The sequence below is a fragment of the Methylotenera sp. genome, from assembly GCF_030684185.1.
In the GTDB taxonomy this organism is placed as follows: domain Bacteria; phylum Pseudomonadota; class Gammaproteobacteria; order Burkholderiales; family Methylophilaceae; genus Methylotenera.
On record NZ_JAUXOY010000014.1, the window covers coordinates 532,720 to 552,582 of the forward strand.

A 19,863-nucleotide genomic window follows, 5' to 3' on the forward strand; every position below is an offset into this window, starting at 1 on the left:
TACTTCGCAAACTCATCGTTGACCGCACCTTGCCGTACTATTCGTACTGTCTTCGGCTTGTCGCCTTGATTTTGCTTCCTATTTTAACCGTTTGTTGTGTCTCAAATTATCACAAAACCCTAGTGTGCAGCCCACTGCACTTTACCTAATGTGCAGCCCACTGCACTTTACTTAGATCAATTCCGTCTTTAAACATTTCCCAAAGTGGGGATAATTCTCTTAATTTATCAATTTTACTTTTCATCAGTGCGATGGTGTAATCAACATCTTCTTCAGTCGTAAATCGGCCGATTGAGAAACGAATTGAGCTGTGCGCCAATTCATCTGAGCGACCTAAAGCACGCAATACATAGCTAGGCTCTAAGCTGGCGGAGGTGCATGCAGAACCACTTGATACTGCAATGCCTTTAACTGCCATAATCAGCGATTCACCTTCAACATAATTGAAGCTGATGTTTAAGTTATGTGGTACGCGGTGTTCTAAGTCGCCATTTACATACACTTCTTCCATTGTTTCCAGACCTTGCAATAGTTTGTCGCGCAGGCGACAAATACGCGCATTTTCCAAGTCCATTTCTTCACGGGCAATTCTAAATGCTTCGCCCATACCTACAATTTGGTGGGTGGCTAATGTACCAGAACGCATGCCGCGCTCATGTCCACCACCGTGCATTTGTGCCTCAATGCGAATGCGGGGTTTGCGGCGTACATATAAAGCGCCTATTCCTTTTGGTCCATAGGTTTTATGGGCGCTAAAGCTCATTAAATCTACCGGTAGTTTTTCTAAATCGATGTGCACTTTACCTGTTGCTTGCGCCGCATCTACATGAAAAATCACGCCATTTTCGCGGCAAATTTTACCGATTGCTTCAATGTCCTGAATCACGCCGATTTCATTATTTACCAGCATGACGGAAGCCAGCACGGTGTCAGGACGAATCGCCGCTTTGAATTTTTCCAGATCAACCAAACCATTCGGTTCAGGGTCCAAATAGGTTGCAGTAAAGCCTAGTCTTTCAAGATCGCGAATTGGGTCAATTACTGCTTTATGTTCGGTAGTGATGGTGATGATATGCTTACCTTTGCCACTATAAAAGTTGGCGGCGCCTTTTATGGCGAGGTTGTTTGATTCTGTCGCACCAGACGTCCACACAATTTCACGCGGGTCTGCACCGACTAATTTTGCGACTTCTTCACGTGCATTTTCCACAGCCTTTTCAGCCGTCCAGCCATACGGGTGGCTGCGTGAGGCGGGGTTGCCAAAATTCTCAGTCAGGTAGGGAATCATTTTGGCGGCCACACGCGGGTCTACAGGCGTGGTGGCGGAGTAATCCAAATAGATTGGATGCTGACCATCCTCTGAGTTTTTGACTACTGGCATTTCTATTGAAGCTGACATTCTTTCATTTATCCTTGGCTATTGTTGTTATTGACGCTATTTAAGCGGCAATAGACGTTAATTGTTTCAATCTTAAAATTTCATTGCTCAGTGTGGCTAAAAAGTCAGTGACTTGCGCTGAAGTATTGCCAGCGCCAAAACTTACGCGAACCGCGCCACGCGCAATATCGGCATGCACACCCATCGCTAATAGCACATGACTTGGTTTCGTACTGTCACTTGAGCAGGCAGAACCGCTGGCAACCGCATAACCTTTGCGATCTAATGCCATGACTAATGTTTCACCCTCAATGTCATCAATCGCAAAAAAGCTGGTGTTTGGCAAGCGAGAAGCCTGATCGCCAAAAATAGTAACGTTCAGCGATTTTAAACCTTGTTCAAACTGTTCGCGTAGCGCTTGCGTATGGGCTGCAAAATGTTTTTGATTGGCTATAGCTAGCTCACAAGCCGCGCCAAAACCGACTATTGCCGCGACATTCTCTGTGCCGCTACGTAAGCCTTTTTCTTGCCCGCCACCATGTAGCAATGGTTGTATATCAACCCGTTTGTCTAAAATCAGTGCTGCAGCACCTTGTGGGCCATGAATTTTATGGCTCGAAACCGTCATGGCATGTACGTTTAAATCGGCAAAATTTAATTCAATTTTGCCTAAACCCTGCACTGCATCGGTGTGCATAAATGCACCTGCATTACGCACCACATCAGCAATACTGGCGATATTCTGTATTACACCTGTTTCATTGTTTGCTAACATTACTGAAACCAAACCAGTGGATTTAACAAGCTGAGATTTTAATTGTTCTAAATCCACTTTTCCATTTGCATCTACTGCAATGTGTCGGCTTACATAGCCTAAAGATTGCATTGCTAGAGCAGGGCGCGTCACACAAGGATGCTCAACCGCACTAGTTAAAATTTGCTGAGCAGTGACGGCAGGTTTAATGCCCACTATGCCTTTTACTGCAAAATTATTGGCTTCTGTGCCGCATGAAGTAAACACCACTTGAGAGCTATATGCGCCGCAAGCTTCTGCAACTTGTGCTCTTGCGTGTTCAATAGCATCACGCGAGCGTCGGCCATAGCTATGGCGGCTAGTCGGATTGCCGCTTTGAGTTTGCATCCAAGGCAGCATTGCTTCTAGCACTGTGCTGTCTAGCGCTGTGGTTGCATTATGATCAAAGTAAACACTGGCCATTATTAGGCGCTCACTGACTCAGGGCTATGTGCATGGTTCGTTTTTTCGGTGTTGCAGGTACGTGGCATGATGGCTATTTTCTGGCCGCTATTTTGTGCTGCCACCATGTCAGCCAAACTTATGCCTGCGAGATAGTCTAAAATTTTGCTATTGAGTGTTGCCCATAAATCATGCGTCATACAACGCCCTTCATCGCGACAGTTTTCATGTCCGCCACATTGAGTTGCATCAATTTGCTCGTCTACCGCGTTGATGATTTCAGCCACAGAAATGTTAGAAATATCTTTAGCTAGCTTATAACCACCACCTGGTCCGCGAACACTGCTCACCAAACCTTGGCGGCGCAAGCGACTGAACAGTTGCTCTAAATATGAGAGAGAGATGCTTTGACGCTCACTAATTCCAGCGAGCGTGACAGGTTTTGCATTTGTATCGCGTGTACTCGACTCATGCATGGCAATATCAAGCATTGCAGTAACAGCAAAACGGCCTTTGGTAGTGAGTTTCATGACTTAATTGCACCTTAATAATTATCAGTAATTTTATAATACTTGATAACTTTGGTCAACTATTAGTGAATTAAGTTCCATGGACGAGCGGGGTTAGGTCTTGATTGCTAATTTTTAGAGGTCTTTGCAAAAGTGTTTAGTGTGGATAAAGTACAAGGCGCACGGAACACAGAAACCGAGATAGTACTCGGTGTACAGCGAGGTTGCGAGTACCGTGCAACGCAGTAATTTGCCGCAATAAATACTTTAGCAAAGGTCTCTTTTAGTTTTACTGCTTTTGCTTTACTTGCCTTTTGCGGGCTGTTTAACATCAAATGCGGATGCAACTTCTTCGTCACTAACTACGTCATCACTTAGCGCTTTTAACTGAAGGGCCATTTCGGCTAGTTGGGCATCTTGAACTGCGTTACGCTCCAGCAGTGATTGCAGTGCTTTAGACATTGCTTCATGATTAAATTTATCATTATCATCAATCACCGCGTAAGCGGTAAAGCTTGTGCTTTTATTAACATTTTCTTTGTTGGTTTTTTCTTCCTCTAAAATACGTGCAGGAATTCCAACTGCGGTTGCATTGGCAGGCACGTCTTTCACCACTACGGCATTGGAGCCAATTTTCGCACCAGTGCCAACCGTAATCGGACCAAGCACTTTTGCGCCAGCGCCAATTACCACGCCATTTTCCAGCGTAGGGTGACGTTTACCTTTGTTCCATGAAGTGCCACCTAGCGTTACCCCGTGGTACAGCGTGCAGTCATCACCAATCACGGCTGTTTCACCAATCACAACACCCATGCCATGGTCGATAAACACGCGTCGGCCAATGGTGGCGCCTGGGTGAATTTCAATACCTGTAAGCCATCGGCCTATATGTGAATTAAAACGCGCAAGCCAGTATAAATTTTGCTGCCACAGCCAGTGAGAGAAGCGATGCATTAATAAAGCATGTACACCCGGGTAGGTCGTGAGTATTTCCCAGTGTGTTCTGGCGGCTGGATCGCGATCAAACACAATGGCGATATCTTCTTTAACGTGATCAAACATAGTGTTAGTACTTGTCGTGTTTTCTAGGGGTAACGGTTAATGTAAGTATGCCACGTAACAGGTTTACTTCTTCTTTTTCTAATCGAACTCTTGCGTAAATACGTCTTAAGCGTTCCATTAGCTTTTTAGGTGCGGCAGGGTTTAAATAGCCGATATGCAGCAAGGTTTCTTCCAAATGAGCGTAAAATCCTTCCAGACTATCAATGGTGGCATATTCTGGCATTGCATTTGGGCTAATCGTGTTTTCATCAAGCGCCGCCATTCTAAGTTCGTAGCACATAATCTGCACGGCAGCGGCTAAGTTAAGCGATGAATATTCAGGATTAGCTTGAATCATTGCCAGCATTTGACAGTGATCTAGCTCGGCATTGGATAAGCCGCTCATCTCCGTACCAAATACCAAAGCAACAGGTTGCGTTGCGGCGATTTCTATCGCTTTTGTAGCGGCTGTTCGTACATTGACCAATTCGTGAGACAAGCCACGTTTACGTGCACTTAACCCTATTGCAAAAGCGCAACCAGTCAGCGCTTCAGCTAAAGTTTCAGTCACCACTGCATTTTCCAGTAAGTCTGCTGCACCTGTAGATAATGCCGTTGCATGTGCATCCGGAAAACTATCTGGCTTGACCAGATATAGCTGACTAATCCCCATTGTTTTCATGGCGCGCGCCGCTGAACCAATGTTGCCAGGATGGCTGGTTTGGCATAACACCACACGAAAATTGTGTAATGTGTGTAATTTTGTTGAATCTAATTTTGAAGTCATATGTTCAAGTCACGGTAATAACCGTTAAAATGCTATTTTATCAGTTCTTTAACACGACTTTAAAATTAGATTTTTTATATGCATAGTTTTTGCATAGTAAATATCTGATATAAGTAAAGCACCTACACAGATTCGAGAAAATATGCATCCTATGCTATCAAACGCAGTGAAAGCTGCACGCCGCGCTGGCAGTATTATTACACGTGCCTCAGAGGATATTGGTTCACTCAAGATTCAAACCAAAACCTATAATGACTTTGTGACCGAGGTCGATAAAGCGGCTGAGTATGCCATTATTGATACGCTTAAAGAGCTGTATCCAACCCATGGATTTTTAGGTGAGGAAAGTGGTGAATCCAATATTGATGCAGATTTCATTTGGATTATTGACCCCTTAGACGGTACTACAAACTTCTTGCATGGTCTTCCGCAATACTGCATTTCAATTGCATTGCAGGAACGTGGCGTGCTGACGCATGCTGTGGTATACGACCCTAACAGAAATGATTTATTTACGGCTACCAAAGGTCGCGGCGCATTTCTGAATGATAAGCGCATTCGCGTGACGCAGCGCACTAAGCTACAAGAGTCTATTATCGGGACAGGTTTTCCGTTTCGTGATTTTACGCACTTAGATACATATTTAGACATGTTAAAAGACATGATTAAAAAAACCACAGGGATACGTCGTCCTGGTTCTGCGGCCTTGGATTTAGCCTATGTTGCTGCTGGTTGGTATGACGGCTTCTGGGAAATTGGCCTATCTACTTGGGATATTGCAGCAGGTGGCTTGATCGTACAAGAAGCAGGTGGCATTGTAGGTGACTTTGAGGGCAATGAATCGTGGCTTAAAACTGGTAATATTGTCGCAGCCAATCCAAAAGTATTTGCGCAAATGTTACAAACTTTAAGTCCGCACGTGACTGAAGATTTAAAGACACCGAAATAAACATGATAGAACAGGTGTTTGAGCGGTATGCGAATGACGTTCATCGCTCACCGCAGTTAACAGCTAATTTTGTTGCAAATTTAATTGCAGAAATTAGACCGCCGAAACCATATCAGGTGGAGGCGGCGGTTAAGGCGATTCAGGCACTCTGTTATTTGCTTAATAATGACCCGCAAAAAACAAGACTATTGCGTGAGGCAATACTCAAGCTGTTAAGCGAGCATAACCCCATCTCATTATTTGTCGTTGCACGCCATTCTGCATTTTCTGGGTTTTTTACCGAAATGCGCCGACGTATCTCGCATAAGTTTTTACCGGAAGCGATTGATACTTCTTATCTAATTGATTTATTTGCACTTTTTTTCACTAAGTCTAGCGATGAGTTGTGGGTTTTGGCTGTGCCAGATAGCGTTTGGGAACAGCTAATCATTGCAATCCGTTTTGAGGATGCTTCTACTAATGTTACGGAACCATGCCGCCAGAACTTGTTAGAAGCTACGCAAGTGTTGTCGTATCGGATTGCCGCATTGGGTCTGGAGCCGGAACTCTTACGAAATCATCCAGAGCTTGAGCAGCATAGCTCACCTTTTATTACGCAGCATACAGAGCTGGCAGAGTATTTAGCTTCATCTGGCAATACAGTCTTTAATGCAACTACCAATCTTGATGTTGTTGCCAGTGATGTTGCCAGCGAAGATGTTGCTGATATTAAACATATTTTGGTGATGCTGGATCAATGTAACAACATCATTAGCAAAATTAGGCGAAATAGCACGCAAACTGGTACTAGTATTCAACTCACTCTTCTGTTGCAGCGCATGTCGCAGCAAATTAGTCGTTTAGAAACACTGCTCAATATTATTGATCATTTAAATTGCGGTAAAACTGCAAATGTTGAAGTGGTGCAGTTATTTAAAGCGCTTGTTTACAGTGAATGCCATAAGAATGACGTCCATGAACACTGGCAAGAAAACATGGAGCTGATGGCGTTACGTGTGACGGAAAATGCAAGTCGCACGGGTGAGCATTATATTACCGAAAATCGTAGCGATTATTTTGCGCTAATGCGATCCGCGATGGGGGCGGGTGTGATTGTAGGGATAATGGCAATGATTAAAATTCTGTTTGCCAAGCAGCACTTAGCACCATTAACAGAGGCTATTTTATTCAGCCTGAATTATGGACTAGGTTTCATATTAATTCATATCTTGCATTTTACCGTAGCCACTAAGCAACCAGCAATGACAGCGGCGGCTATCGCGGCCAGTATTGATGCAAGTGATGGTAAGTCGAGGGGGATGGATAATTTAGTTGCGATGATTGCCTGCACCATGCGTAGCCAAATGGCCGCAATTTTTGGCAATGTAGTGTTGGCGATTCCTATCGCCATGTTGATTGCTTGGGGTACCTACTACTTCAGTGGTCAGCATTTTGTCAGCCCGGAAAAAGCACGCCACTTATTGGCGGATATTGATCCAATCAATAGCGGAGCTTTATTTTACGCGGCTATCGCGGGTGTTTGTTTGTTTTTATCCGGATTAATCGCTGGGTATCATGATAATTTAGCGGTGTATAACAAAATTCCACAGCGTTTACGCGCTTTAAATTGGTTGCAAAAATTACTTGGTGTGGCGAGATTAGACCGCATCGCTAATTACATTGAAAATAATCTGGGTGCGCTAGCAGGTAACTTTTACTTTGGCTGTTTATTGGGCGGCATGGCAGCAATCGGCGTGTTGTTTGGCTTGCCATTTGATATTCGGCATATTACATTTTCATCGGCTTTTGTTGGATTTTCTATGGTTGGACTGGACTTTATGCTTAGTTGGCAAGCTGTGTTATTTGCCGGGTTAGGTTTGGTGCTAATAGGCATTGTGAATCTCGCTGTTAGCTTTGGCTTGGCTTTGTATGTGGCGATGAAGTCGCGTAAAGTGCGCTTTAAACAATGGCGTTTATTATTGGGTAATCTAGCGTCTAGGCTGAATCAGCATCCAGGTGAATTCATCCTGCCACCTCAAAAAAGTCCGATTGATAACCTTACTGAAAAATGAGCGATATACAAAATCAGTTGGATGCCGATCAAGCCTCCTCTCATCCTGCAACCGCTAGTCATACCCCAATGATGCGCCAGTATCTCGGCTTAAAAGCACAGCATCCAGACATGTTGTTGTTTTATCGCATGGGCGATTTTTACGAGCTGTTTTTTGAAGATGCTGAAAAAGCTTCGCGTTTACTTGGCATCACGCTGACGCATCGCGGCAGTAGCAATGGCCAGCCCATTAAAATGGCGGGTGTGCCGTATCATGCGGTTGAACAGTATTTGGCGAAGCTCGCCAAACTGGGTGAGGCAGTTGCGATATGCGAGCAAGTGGGCGACCCTGCAACCAGTAAAGGCCCGGTCGACAGGCAGGTAGCGCGTATTCTGACACCAGGCACTTTAACTGATACTGCATTATTAGATGCGTCGCGCGACAATCAGTTATTAAGCATCTTTCAGTCAGACGGCGTGATTGGCTTAGCGCGTTTAAATTTAGCGTCCGGCACATTTATTCTGAGTGAAATTGCTATCGGTTTGTTAGGCCAGGAAATTGAACGCATCGCGCCTAGCGAAATTTTATTGGCCGATGATTTTCAGCATGCCGCCATAAATCTTTGTAAAGTAGCGAAAAAACGCTTAAGTCCTTGGCAGTTTGATTTTGACAGTGGCTTTAAAACACTGACCAAGCAACTTGATACTTATGACTTGAATGGTTTTGGTTGTGCTAGTCTTAATCCAGCTATTTGTGCAGCTGGTGCTTTGTTAGATTATGTCAAGCATACGCAACGGACTGCATTGCCGCATATCAATGCGATTAGCGTCGAGGTAACGAGTGCCTACGTTCAGCTGGATGCAGCTACGCGTCGCAATTTAGAGATTGATGTTACTTTGCGCGGTGAGGCTGCTCCCACACTATATTCGCTGCTCAATACCACTCAAACAGCAATGGGCGCAAGGCTATTGCGGCATTGGCTACATCACCCTCTGCAAGATAGAAACTTTGTATTGAAGCGCCATGAGGCAATTGCTGAGCTGATTCAGGAGGGGGTTTATTCGCCGCTGACTCAAATACTTAAAGCGATTGGTGATATTGAACGCATTACGGCACGCATTGCCTTAAAGACGGCAAGGCCACGCGATTTATCTGGGTTAACCGCAAGTTTGCAGCAGTTACCGTTATTACAAGCGCAGTTGCTAAATTCGCAAACCAGTTTGTTGCAAACATTAGGGTCTAGCTTAACACCGTCTAATGCCGTGGTGAGTTTGCTTACAGCGGCCATTAAACCTGAGCCAAGTACGGTATTGCGTGAAGGCGGTGTAATCGCAGATGGATATGATGCAGAGTTGGATGAGTTGCGTGTTCTGCAAAATAATCACGGTGAGTTTTTATTGCAGTATGAAGTACTTGAAAAAGAACGTACGGGCATTGCAAACCTAAAAGTAGAGTACAACAGTGTACATGGCTTTTACATTGAAATGAGCCGCACCCAATCGGAAAGCGCTCCTACAGAATATAGGCGTCGTCAAACACTTAAAAACGTAGAGCGATTTATTACGCCAGAACTCAAAGCCTTTGAAGATAAAGTGCTGAGCGCGAACGACCGTGCTTTAGCGCGTGAAAAGATGCTGTACGCTGAAGTGCTAGAGCAATTAGCGCCCCATATTGCTGGCCTGCAAGCCAATGCTGGAGCGGTTGCCAGCCTGGATGTTTTATGTTGCTTCTCTGAACGGGCAGTCACGCTGAAATATGTAGCGCCGCAATTTACGACTGAAGCCGGAATTCAAATCGTGAATGGCCGTCACCCAGTGGTAGAAAATATTTCGCAGCCATTTGTAGCTAATGATGTGAATTTAAACCCGTATCGTCAGCTATTGCTGATTACCGGCCCCAATATGGGTGGTAAGTCCACTTTTATGCGGCAAACTGCCTTAATTGTATTGCTGGCGCATTGCGGTTGCTATGTACCAGCATCTTCTGCGAATATTGGCAATATTGATCGCATCATGACGCGAATAGGCGCTTCTGACGATTTGGCTGGTGGCCGTTCGACTTTTATGGTGGAGATGACTGAAACTGCCAATATTTTGCATAATGCCACTGATAAAAGCTTAGTGCTTTTAGATGAAATTGGGCGTGGTACCTCAACGTTTGATGGCTTAAGTCTGGCTTGGGCGGTGGCGAAACAACTACTCGAAAAGAATCGCAGTTACACATTGTTTGCTACACATTATTTTGAGCTTACACGCATTGTCGATGAATTCAAACATGCGGCTAATGTTCATCTGGATGCGGTTGAGCATGGCCCGGAGAATAATAAGGCTATTGTGTTTATGCATAAGGTAGAAGAGGGCGCAGCCAATCAAAGTTATGGTTTGCAAGTGGCGCAATTAGCTGGCATTCCGAGGTCTGTAGTCGCTGCAGCTAAGCGAAAACTATTTCAATTAGAGCGTAATCAGGTCGCTGAAAATACTTCACAGCCAGATATGTTTATCACTCATGAGCTGGTGGCCGAAATACCGATTCACCCTGTGCTTAGAGAGCTGGAAACAATGCAAGCTGATGATTTAACGCCTAAACAAGCACTAGATTTTTTATATAAACTTAAAGATTTAATTAATAAGGATTGAATCAATCAGGTTTCAACCCCAATAAAAAAGCACTCAAAAACTGAGTGCTTTTTTGTATTAGCAGTGCTGGTATTTTAGTGATGATGGCCACCAGCGCCATGTACATGCTGGTGTGTTACTTCTTCTTTGTTGGCGGCACGCACAGCGGTAATGGTTGCGCTAAATATCACGCGCTCACCAGCCCATGGGTGGTTGCCATCAACAATCACTTTGCCGTCTGCGATTTCTGTCACAGTATATAAAATCACTTCGCCAGTTTCGTCCTCGCCTTCAAATTGCATGCCGACTTTTAAATCAGCTGCTGGGAATGCATTTGCAGGTTCAATTTGAACCAACTCTTCGTCATATTCACCAAAAGCATCGGCTGGCTGTAAATCAACAATCACAACGTCACCGATATTTTTACCATGCATGGCTTCTTCTACTTTCGGGAAAATATTGTCGTAACCGCCGTGTAAATATGCCACTGGATCTGCGCTAGATTCCAGCACATTGCCATCAGCATCTTTAAGTTCGTAAGTCATTGTTACTACGGTGTTCATTGCAATTTGCATGATGCTATCCTTATTCTAAGCTAAAGTTCTAAATCAAAGTTTGTAAAATTTTATGGATATAATTTTAATCTATTTTAGATATTCACTAAAATATTAAGCGAATTTATTTTTAATTACTAAACATTAACGACCTCTACCGCCGCTTCTATGTGTGCTGTTCGGGTTGGTATTGGTTCTGCCAGCGTTACCACGACTTTCACTTGGACGTGTTGTATTTTGCCGATTTGGCTGGTGACGGCTAGGGCTTGGCGGTACAAATAGAGCTGGTTGCGGCATTGCCTGATGACGGGCCGCTTCAGACATATTCTTTGTGCTTATATTTTGTGCAGGCTTTTGTGTGTTTCCTTGCGCTGGGCGTCCTTCATTAATCTGCGCGGTTTGGTTTCTACTTTGGCCATTACGTTGTCCATTGCCTCTGTTCTGATTGCGTCCAGCATTTGGGTTTGCAGCACTGCCCTCAGTATTAGATGGCGCATGTGCTTTACGCTGCTGACCTTGGCCGTGCCCGCGCGGCGGTCTGCCATGCGGTTGAGTAGAACGTGGCGCATCAGGCTCAGGGTTTGCATTTGGCGTAAAACCCTCTACATGTACCTTAGGAATCTCACGTTTAATCAGCTTTTCAATATCTTTCAGTAACTTCAATTCTTCACGGTCAACCAGTGAAACCGCTGCACCGCTACTACCTGCGCGACCAGTTCGGCCGATACGGTGCACATAATCTTCTGGCACATTTGGCAATTCGAAATTCACAACTTGCGGCAATTGGTCAATATCCAAGCCGCGTGCGGCAATGTCAGTTGCTACCAGTACGCGCATACTGCCATCTTTAAATTGCGCTAATGCTTTGGTACGTGCGCCTTGGCTTTTGTTGCCGTGAATTGCAGCGGCCTGAATGTCATCTTTAACCAGTTTTTCTGCTAAACGATTCGCCCCATGTTTAGTGCGGGTAAATATCAGCACTTGCTTCCAGTCGTTTTGCTTAATCAGGTGACTCATTAAGTCACGTTTATGACCTTGTGCGACCATATGTACGGTCTGCTCAACCAATTCAGATGCGGTATTGCGGCGCGCCACTTCAACAAAGCCGGGGTTGTGTAACAATCCGTCGGCCAAGGCTTTAATTTCGTCCGAGAATGTGGCAGAGAACAGCAGGTTTTGTCGTTGCTTAGGCAACATCGCGAGAATTTTTTTGATGTCGCGTATAAAGCCCATGTCTAACATTCTATCGGCTTCATCAAGCACTAAAATCTCAACACCTGACAAATCTACATTTTTTTGGTTAGCATGATCAAGTAAGCGGCCAGGTGTGGCGACCAGAATATCCAGCGGTTTTTTCAAGCGTGCAATTTGCGGATTAGCGTTCACGCCACCAAAAATCACGGTTGAAGTCAGCGGCAAATATTTACCATAGGTTTTTACCGACTCTTCAATCTGTGCCGCCAGTTCACGCGTAGGGGTGAGCATTAAACAGCGGGGGCGGCCTTTAGCGACTTCGGATAAAGGTTTTTGGCTGAGTAAATGCAAAATTGGCAAGGTAAAACCAGCGGTTTTGCCCGTACCTGTTTGCGCGCCTGCCAGTAAGTCGCCACCGCTTAATACTTGCGGTATCGCTTTAGACTGAATGGGGGTTGGTGTTGTGTAACCCGCGTCGTTAATAGCACGCAAAATCGGTTCGGATAAGCCTAACTCGTTAAAGTTAAGTGGCCTATGTTCAATAGGCACAATGGTTTCAATTGTCAATGTATAGCTCCAGCTTGGGTGTAAGCCGACCTATTACTTATGAAGCAACACCAATCGAGGAAGGCAAATGTAATAATCATTCAAGTGATTTGAAAATCAAGAAGATTAAGGTAATGAGACCGCTACGCTGATTGGTTGGCATAGGGTTTTGATATTTCGTGCCTAGTATTATACGGAAGATTGCAATTAAAGCTAGTTTTGTATTTTGCAGGGTAATTACAATTAGACTAAAACACAGCTAATGTGTATGCTGGCGGCGCCAATCCCAAGGGGAAACTGGATAATCATCTGCCCAAAGCCCCAGCCTTTTTACACGCGCATCGATTTCAGCTTGGTAAATTTCTGCATCTATGGAATATCTCGTGTAATTCCAAGCCAAGCCTTGTTCGACCAAGTAAAGGCTAGCATCAATATGGTTGCATTGCAGCCTGCCTAATGAGCGATGGTATTTATCTTTGGCAATAACCTCAGTGGTGACGAGGATGTCATTACCCTGGCAAAGCTTAATAAGCGCACGGCGTGACTTTAGGCTGTAGTTCTGGTTGCGCTCGGGCGCATCAATTTCTGTAAGGCGGAGTTTGAAGTCATTTTTTTTGTTATTTGAGTTAATGGGTCTTAGTTTTACAGTGTCGCCATCATAAACGTAAACAACGGTGTATAAAGTTTCATCAGCATGGCTCGCTGAGGCGGTAAGCAAGCTAATAAAAATGAAGGCAAAGCAAAAGTTACGATTCAATGTTGATGCTCGTTGCCATGCTCACGGTCTAGCAAGCTGTAATAATTCGATGGCTCCAGCACGGTGGGGATAGGCTCTAATTCAGCGTTTGGATGATCTTTGCTGTAATGTAAACCACGGCTTTCTTTGCGAGAAATGGCGCTTTCAACAATCAATTCGGCTACTTGTAGCAAATTCCGCAGCTCGATTAAATCGTTGCTGACTTTAAAATTGCTATAAAACTCATGCACTTCATCACGCAGCATGTGAATGCGGTGCAACGCCCGGCTTAAGCGCTTGTCGGTGCGCACAATCCCCACGTAGTTCCACATAAAGCGGCGTAGCTCATCCCACGTGTGCGTAATCAGTACTTCTTCGTCTGCGTCTGTCACGCGGCTTTCATCCCAATAGGGTAGCTGCGGCGAGGGTTTTGTGGGTTGGCTTAGAATGTCTTCAGCGGCTGTTTTACCAAATATCAAACATTCAAGCAATGAGTTGCTAGCAAGACGGTTGGCACCATGTAAACCTGTGCACGCTGTTTCGCCAATGGCGTACAAGTGTTTAATATCAGTACGCCCTTTATCGTCCGTCATTACGCCGCCGCAGGTGTAATGCGCGGCTGGTACTACCGGAATCGGTGTTTTACTGATATCAATGCCTAATTCTAAACAACGTCGATAAATATTGGGAAAATGTTCCTTGAGAAAAGCTAAAGGTTTGTCTGTAATATCCAAATAAACGCAGTCCAAGCCGCGTTTTTTCATTTCAAAGTCTATGGCGCGGGCAACGACATCGCGCGGGGCGAGCTCTTCACGGGGGTCATGTTCGGGCATGAATCTTGTGCCATCAGGCAGTTTAAGCAGACCACCTTCGCCACGTACAGCTTCACTAATTAAAAAAGATTTAGCGTGCGGATGGAACAAACAAGTGGGATGAAATTGTATGAATTCCATATTTGCAATGCGGCAACCTGCCCGCCATGCCATGGCAATGCCGTCACCAGTACTTACATCTGGATTGGTGGTATATAGGTATACCTTTCCTGCACCGCCAGTGGCTAAAATGGTGTTTTGTGCTGCAATGGTAATGACTTTACCTGTATTTTTATCTAATACATAAGCGCCTAAGCAGGCGTTGTCGTCAGTATTGTAATCAGTGGGTTGGAATTTTGTTTTTGCCATCTTACGCGTCGTAATCAAATCGACCGCAATATGATTTTCCATCAAAGTAATATTGGGATGCCGTTTTACTTTGTCTGATAACGTCATTTGTACCGCATGACCGGTAGCATCGGCTGCGTGAATAATGCGGCGGTGGCTATGACCGCCCTCGCGCGTTAAATGATAGCCGCTATTATCTTGGTCACGGGTAAAGCCTACGCCTTGTTCAATCAACCATTCAACGGCTTCTTTGGCATGTTCTGCCACCAATTTAGTAACGGCTTCATCGCACAAGCCCGCGCCAGCAATCAGCGTATCTTGGATATGATTTTCTATGCTGTCATCATCATTTAATACCGCAGCAATCCCGCCCTGCGCCCAGTCACTGGCGGTGTCGTTAATGCAACGCTTGCTCACCAGGCAGACTTTTTTGTCTGCCGCCGTGCGCAGTGCAAGGGTCAACCCTGCAAGACCGCTTCCAATAATCAGGACATCAAATTGCTGCATATTTAAGGTGTGATTTCTGTTTTAAACTTTCAGTTGATAAATACACGCGCTGGAACTAATGAGAGTGTATCGCTGTCTTTATAAAAGGCAATAGAGATACCTGACAAACGTAACAAAAAACTAGATTGTAATTTTGTATTGTTGTTAAGAGGAAAGCATAATTATGCATATTGGTAAAATATTAGAATTTACGCAACTAAGTTTAGTGCAACCTGCTACGCAAGGTTATACTTCAATTATTACAGAAAGTGACAGTGGAAAAAGTATCAGTGAAATTACTAATGTGCCTAAAAATAACCAGACTAAACCAACAGGAAACCTAAGCGTAGTGGCCGTTAATCCTTCAGCTGGAAATCGAGAGATTGATTATGAGCTTGTTTTGCGCGCTCAGCGTGGTGACAAGCGCGCATTTGGTATGCTGGTCGATAAGTATCAGCGCAAATTGGCGCGTTTACTCTCGCGCATGGTGCGGGATCAATCCGAAATCGAAGATATTGTGCAGGACACGTTTATAAAAGCGTATCGCGCATTGCCAAACTTTCGCGGCGACAGCGCGTTTTATACCTGGCTTTATCGCATCGGTATTAATACTGCAAAAAATTATCTCGTATCCATGGGTCGCAGACCTACAGTGAGCACAGGTGTTGAAATTGAAGATGCCGAGAACTTTGAAGATGGTGACGAGTTACGTACGATGGAAACGCCGGAGTCTTCTATGATGACCAAGCAAATCGCACAAACTGTGAATGATACCGTGGCGGGTTTACCAGAGGAATTGCGCACGGCGATTACCTTGCGTGAAATTGAAGGCCTTAGCTACGAAGAAATCGCTACCATTATGAATTGTCCAATTGGTACAGTAAGGTCGCGTATTTTCAGAGCGCGTGACACGATTTCACTCAAATTGAAGCCGCTGTTAGATACGCCAGATAACAAAAGATGGTAGTTGTAAATTTTGCAATTTGATTTTAAGAGACGTTTAAAGAAACAACGTATGAGATTTTGGAGTTAACGATGACAGAACAAATATCCGCCTTGGCCGATGATGAAATTGCCTTAAAAGATGCTGAGCACTTGATAGCCGCTATGCAAACCAATGGCCATGCGGCTGAGGTTTGGGGCCGATATCATTTGATTGGTGACGTGATGCGAGGAACCGCCACATTAAGTCCTGGCTTTAAACAAAATTTAATGCATAAAATAGAGCTTGAACCCACTGTGCTGGCGCCGAATGCGGGATGGATGAATCAAGCCCAAACACATCAGCAATCTGCAGAAATCACCAGCAAAACGCCTGTCACATGGTCAATAGCGGCTTCATTTGCCGCAGTGATGGTCGTTGGATGGATGTTGCTGCAAACGCAAGTGACAGATACCATGGCGCCAGTAGTAGTTGCTCAGGCAGTAGTTACAAAACAAGCACCAGCTTTACCTATAGAAGCAGAACAAGCGATTCCGGATGATTATTTGATGGCACATCGAGCGTCCGCCCCAACGGCCAGCTCATACTACATTCAATCAGCCAGTTATTCAGAGTAATGCCCATGAAGCGTTTTGTTTTAGCCTGCCTATTAGTTGGCGTAACACTGAGTGCACAGGCTGCCAATGATGAAGATGGCTGGCAAATCCTGCAAAAAGCAGCGGTTGCAGCGCGCGCACTGAGCTATCAGGGTATATTTGTTTGTCAGTCTGGGCAAAATACCAAATCTGTTCAAATCAAGCATTATTTTGATGGTCAAAATGAGTTTGGGCACAATGTTGTACTTGATGGTTCGCCGCGTGAAGTGCTTAGTCAAGGCGGCGACTTGGTTATTTACAACCAAAAAAACGAAAAAATTGTGATTGAAAAACGACGTGGACAAAACATGTTCCCCGCTATTTTACCTACAAATCTGGACTTGGTTAAAGCGAGTTACTCCGTACGAACAGGTGATACTGAACGCGTAGCGAATCGTGAAGCGCTGATATTATTTTTAGAGCCTAAGGATAACTTGCGCTACAGCTACAGGTTCTGGATTGATAAGGAATACGGACTGATATTAAAATCGGTGATGTTTAATGGCCGTAACCAAATGATGGACAGCATTGCTTTTAATCAATTAAACCTGCTCAATACCGTTGATCTGGATTGGTTTAAACCTAGAATTGATTCCAAAAAAAGTTACGTGATGGAAGATGAAGTGCCAACAAAAGCTGATAATAACGTCAGCCCTCATTGGACATTGAAAGAATTGCCTGCAGGCTATCGCAAGGTTGATCAGATGATACGCATGGTGCATGGCAAATCTTTTCCAGTCACCCATGTGATATTTTCTGATGGCTTGGCCTCGGTCTCATTGTTTATTGAACCAATCGCCAAAGGCGTTAAACCTAGATCGGGCAATAGTGTAGTGGGTAATACGAGTTTTTATTCAAGTGTTGCAGGATACTTACAAATTACAGCGTTAGGTGAAGTGCCAGAAGCGACTGTCGCTCAAATTGCAAATGCAGTTGTATTTATAAAATAACTTTTAAAATACGCTAACTTTAAATTTCATTCATAGAATTTCATTAAAAAGTAAAAAAGTCTGGCCATGATAGAAGAGTACGCCATTGTTACTGGTTGCATAGACAACCAAGCGACTTTAGAAGTAGAAAGACGCACGGCTTGTGGACTTTGTGGGCAGACTCGCGGTTGCGGAAATGCTACTTGGGGCAAGTTGCTTGGGCATAACAGCCATACTTTTACTGCTGAAAATCCAGTTGGCGCTAAAGTAGGTGATAGCGTGGTTGTTGGAATTGATGAGCAGGCTGTATTGAATTCTGCGTTCTTTCTTTATGTCGTGCCGTTGATTGGATTGTTGATAGGAACGGTGTTGACGGATTATTTCTTCAATAATCAGTTATATGTGATTGTTGGTGCAGTTACAGGCTTGGTATTAGGTTTCTTGTGGGTAAAAGGGCATCTTATTGGCCATCATCATTCTGGTGTTGCTTACAGTAAAAAATATCAAGCCGTTATTTTGCGATATGCAGAGGATGCAAGGCTTGAAAATTGTAATAATGCCCAAATTAAAGACATTACCAAATATTGAAATTAAATAGTAACGTTGTAAACGTTGTTAAATTTCAGAATGTTTCTAAAAGTTAAACGAGGTGAATAGATGTTAAGAAATTGGATTACTGTGATTGGTTTTAGCTTAGTTACTGCGATTAGTACAAATGTTTATGCAAAAAATTTGCCGGATTTTACTGAGCTTGCAGAAAAACACGGCGCAGAGGTTGTGAATATCAGTGTGACGCAAAATGTCCGTGCTGGTAGAAATGCGATGCCTTTTCCGGGCATGGAGGGCGATGAGCAAATGCAGGAGTTCTTCAAACGCTTTGGTATTCCGGGTATGCCAGGTATGCCTGGGCAAAATGGTGCACCCCAGCCAGACTACAAATCGCAATCATTAGGTTCAGGCTTTATTATTAGTAGTGATGGCTATATTTTAACCAATGCACATGTAATTAATGAAGCTGATGAAGTCATTGTCAAACTGTCCGACAAACGTGAATTCAAGGCTAAGATTATAGGCGCGGATAAACGTACGGATGTCGCACTTGTTAAAATTGAAGCTTCAGGCTTACCAAAGGTAACAATTGGCGACTCATCAAAATTAAAAGTAGGTGAATGGGTGGCTGCGATAGGCTCTCCATTCGGTCTGGAAAATACCATGACAGCAGGCATTGTCAGTGCAAAAGGCCGTGCGCTGCCGCAAGAAAATTTCGTGCCTTTTATTCAAACCGATGTGGCGATTAACCCTGGTAATTCAGGCGGACCATTGTTTAATCTGGCAGGTGAAGTTGTGGGGATTAATTCACAAATTTACAGTCGCAGCGGTGGTTCTATGGGTCTTTCGTTTGCCATACCTATTGATGTGGCGATTGATATTTCAAATCAACTCAAAGCCTCTGGCAAAATTACACGCGGTTGGCTAGGTATTGCTATTCAAGAAATTACCAAAGAGCTTGCTGAATCTTTTGGTATGAAGAATACGAATGGTGCTTTGGTAGCCGGTGTCGAGAAAAACGGCCCTGCGGACAAAGGTGGGTTAGAAGCTGGTGATGTGATTACCAAGTTTGATGGTAAACCCATTGTTACTTCGGCTGACTTGCCACGTGCAGTCGGTTCTGCCAAACCAGGAAAAGTTGCAGCAGTTGAGATTTTGCGTAAAGGGAGTGCCAAAACACTCAATATAGGTGTAGGTGAAATGCCTAATGACTCAAATGAAGCTGCTCAGCCCAATAAGCCGGAGTCTAAAGCTGAGGCCAATAAAATTGGCCTGACACTAAAAGAACTTACTCCACAACAAAAGAAAAAGCTGAATGGTAAAAACGGCTTATTGGTGATTGATAGTATCGGCGCAGCGGCACAAGCTGGAATCCGCCGTGGTGATGTAATATTAGGCTTAAATAATTCTGAAACACAAAGTGTGGAGCAATTTAATAAGCAAATTAATGCTGTCGTCAGCGGTAAAACTATTGCTGTATTAGTGTTGCGTGGTGAAAATACTTTGTATGTGCCGATTAAAGTGACTAAGTGATTACCGCTATCTATAAATTAGCAAAATAATCAGCTTTATAGATTGGCTGTTTTTAAGATGAAATAAACCCGCCTGCTGGCGGGTTTATCTTTTT

At 44.2% G+C, this 19,863-nt stretch carries 17 protein-coding genes; 8 read left to right on the forward strand and 9 right to left on the reverse strand.

Features of this window, described 5'->3' with window-relative positions:
* Positions 1–145 precede the first annotated feature (145 nt).
* From Q8J82_RS05275 to Q8J82_RS05295, 5 genes are all read right to left on the reverse strand, one after another.
* Positions 146–1,399, reverse strand: a complete 1,254-nt coding sequence (locus Q8J82_RS05275) for an IscS subfamily cysteine desulfurase (protein ID WP_304908727.1) — start codon at positions 1,397–1,399, stop codon at positions 146–148.
* A 40-nt stretch (positions 1,400–1,439) separates the two neighbouring features.
* A complete protein-coding gene (locus Q8J82_RS05280; RefSeq protein ID WP_304891634.1) occupies positions 1,440–2,594 on the reverse strand; it encodes a cysteine desulfurase family protein in 1,155 nt (384 codons plus the stop codon).
* A 2-nt stretch (positions 2,595–2,596) separates the two neighbouring features.
* A complete protein-coding gene (locus Q8J82_RS05285) occupies positions 2,597–3,103 on the reverse strand; it encodes an Rrf2 family transcriptional regulator (RefSeq protein ID WP_304891633.1) in 507 nt (168 codons plus the stop codon).
* Positions 3,104–3,385: 282 nt separating this feature from the next.
* Entirely contained in the window at positions 3,386–4,144 is a 759-nt protein-coding gene (gene cysE / locus Q8J82_RS05290; RefSeq protein ID WP_304891632.1) for a serine O-acetyltransferase, read from the reverse strand.
* Between the two features lie 4 nt (positions 4,145–4,148).
* A complete protein-coding gene (locus Q8J82_RS05295) occupies positions 4,149–4,910 on the reverse strand; it encodes an RNA methyltransferase (protein WP_304908728.1) in 762 nt (253 codons plus the stop codon).
* Positions 4,911–5,052: 142 nt separating this feature from the next.
* Here Q8J82_RS05295 and Q8J82_RS05300 point away from each other — a divergent pair, with 142 nt between their 5' ends.
* Genes Q8J82_RS05300 through mutS form a run of 3 tightly spaced genes read left to right on the forward strand, consistent with a single transcriptional unit; the run spans position 5,053 to position 10,525 of the window.
* Positions 5,053–5,859 (forward strand): inositol monophosphatase family protein, encoded by an 807-nt coding sequence (locus tag Q8J82_RS05300; protein ID WP_304891963.1) that lies wholly within the window; start codon positions 5,053–5,055, stop codon positions 5,857–5,859.
* Positions 5,860–5,861: 2 nt separating this feature from the next.
* The gene (locus Q8J82_RS05305; protein ID WP_305327889.1) at positions 5,862–7,910 is read left to right on the forward strand and encodes a site-specific recombinase; all 2,049 of its coding nucleotides are present in this window, start codon (positions 5,862–5,864) and stop codon (positions 7,908–7,910) included.
* Positions 7,907–10,525: a DNA mismatch repair protein MutS gene (mutS, locus tag Q8J82_RS05310; protein ID WP_304891965.1), complete on the forward strand. Its 2,619-nt coding sequence runs from the start codon at positions 7,907–7,909 to the stop codon at positions 10,523–10,525. Before Q8J82_RS05305 ends, mutS begins: the two co-directional genes overlap by 4 nt.
* A gap of 74 nt (positions 10,526–10,599) precedes the next feature.
* Here the strand turns inward: mutS and Q8J82_RS05315 are convergent, their stop codons facing one another.
* The 4 genes from Q8J82_RS05315 to nadB form a co-directional block, all read right to left on the reverse strand.
* A complete protein-coding gene (locus Q8J82_RS05315; protein ID WP_304891966.1) occupies positions 10,600–11,079 on the reverse strand; it encodes a peptidylprolyl isomerase in 480 nt (159 codons plus the stop codon).
* 123 nt (positions 11,080–11,202) lie between these two features.
* Positions 11,203–12,819 (reverse strand): DEAD/DEAH box helicase, encoded by a 1,617-nt coding sequence (locus Q8J82_RS05320; RefSeq protein ID WP_370653580.1) that lies wholly within the window; start codon positions 12,817–12,819, stop codon positions 11,203–11,205.
* Between the two features lie 238 nt (positions 12,820–13,057).
* Positions 13,058–13,555: a thermonuclease family protein gene (locus tag Q8J82_RS05325; protein ID WP_304891967.1), complete on the reverse strand. Its 498-nt coding sequence runs from the start codon at positions 13,553–13,555 to the stop codon at positions 13,058–13,060.
* Positions 13,552–15,201, reverse strand: a complete 1,650-nt coding sequence (nadB, locus tag Q8J82_RS05330) for an L-aspartate oxidase (RefSeq protein WP_304891968.1) — start codon at positions 15,199–15,201, stop codon at positions 13,552–13,554. The genes Q8J82_RS05325 and nadB overlap by 4 nt, the downstream gene beginning before the upstream one ends.
* Positions 15,202–15,361: 160 nt before the next feature.
* On the opposite strand from nadB, the gene rpoE reads away from it, so the two are divergent.
* From rpoE to Q8J82_RS05355, 5 genes are all read left to right on the forward strand, one after another.
* The gene (gene rpoE / locus Q8J82_RS05335) at positions 15,362–16,147 is read left to right on the forward strand and encodes an RNA polymerase sigma factor RpoE (RefSeq protein WP_370868626.1); all 786 of its coding nucleotides are present in this window, start codon (positions 15,362–15,364) and stop codon (positions 16,145–16,147) included.
* A 68-nt stretch (positions 16,148–16,215) separates the two neighbouring features.
* Positions 16,216–16,740 (forward strand): sigma-E factor negative regulatory protein, encoded by a 525-nt coding sequence (locus Q8J82_RS05340; RefSeq protein ID WP_304891969.1) that lies wholly within the window; start codon positions 16,216–16,218, stop codon positions 16,738–16,740.
* A gap of 5 nt (positions 16,741–16,745) precedes the next feature.
* Positions 16,746–17,708 carry a MucB/RseB C-terminal domain-containing protein gene (locus Q8J82_RS05345; protein WP_370690408.1) on the forward strand — a complete coding sequence of 321 codons (963 nt, stop codon included), beginning with the start codon at positions 16,746–16,748 and terminating at the stop codon, positions 17,706–17,708.
* A gap of 66 nt (positions 17,709–17,774) precedes the next feature.
* Entirely contained in the window at positions 17,775–18,275 is a 501-nt protein-coding gene (locus Q8J82_RS05350; protein ID WP_304891971.1) for a SoxR reducing system RseC family protein, read from the forward strand.
* A 69-nt stretch (positions 18,276–18,344) separates the two neighbouring features.
* Positions 18,345–19,769, forward strand: coding sequence for a DegQ family serine endoprotease (locus tag Q8J82_RS05355; protein ID WP_305252233.1), 1,425 nt, complete (start codon positions 18,345–18,347; stop codon positions 19,767–19,769).
* The last annotated feature ends 94 nt before the right edge of the window (positions 19,770–19,863 follow it).

Bases quoted from the DNA above. Each gene is read 5' to 3' on its own strand.
- Q8J82_RS05275 (WP_304908727.1), bottom strand. From the start codon at position 1,399: ATGTCAGCTTCAATAGAAATGCCAGTAGTCAAAAACTCAGAGGATGGT.
- Q8J82_RS05280 (WP_304891634.1), bottom strand. From the start codon at position 2,594: ATGGCCAGTGTTTACTTTGATCATAATGCAACCACAGCGCTAGACAGC.
- Q8J82_RS05285 (WP_304891633.1), bottom strand. From the start codon at position 3,103: ATGAAACTCACTACCAAAGGCCGTTTTGCTGTTACTGCAATGCTTGAT.
- cysE (WP_304891632.1), bottom strand. From the start codon at position 4,144: ATGTTTGATCACGTTAAAGAAGATATCGCCATTGTGTTTGATCGCGAT.
- Q8J82_RS05295 (WP_304908728.1), bottom strand. From the start codon at position 4,910: ATGACTTCAAAATTAGATTCAACAAAATTACACACATTACACAATTTT.
- Q8J82_RS05300 (WP_304891963.1), top strand. From the start codon at position 5,053: ATGCATCCTATGCTATCAAACGCAGTGAAAGCTGCACGCCGCGCTGGC.
- Q8J82_RS05305 (WP_305327889.1), top strand. From the start codon at position 5,862: ATGATAGAACAGGTGTTTGAGCGGTATGCGAATGACGTTCATCGCTCA.
- mutS (WP_304891965.1), top strand. From the start codon at position 7,907: ATGAGCGATATACAAAATCAGTTGGATGCCGATCAAGCCTCCTCTCAT.
- Q8J82_RS05315 (WP_304891966.1), bottom strand. From the start codon at position 11,079: ATGCAAATTGCAATGAACACCGTAGTAACAATGACTTACGAACTTAAA.
- nadB (WP_304891968.1), bottom strand. From the start codon at position 15,201: ATGCAGCAATTTGATGTCCTGATTATTGGAAGCGGTCTTGCAGGGTTG.
- Q8J82_RS05340 (WP_304891969.1), top strand. From the start codon at position 16,216: ATGACAGAACAAATATCCGCCTTGGCCGATGATGAAATTGCCTTAAAA.
- Q8J82_RS05345 (WP_370690408.1), top strand. From the start codon at position 16,746: ATGAAGCGTTTTGTTTTAGCCTGCCTATTAGTTGGCGTAACACTGAGT.
- Q8J82_RS05350 (WP_304891971.1), top strand. From the start codon at position 17,775: ATGATAGAAGAGTACGCCATTGTTACTGGTTGCATAGACAACCAAGCG.
- Q8J82_RS05355 (WP_305252233.1), top strand. From the start codon at position 18,345: ATGTTAAGAAATTGGATTACTGTGATTGGTTTTAGCTTAGTTACTGCG.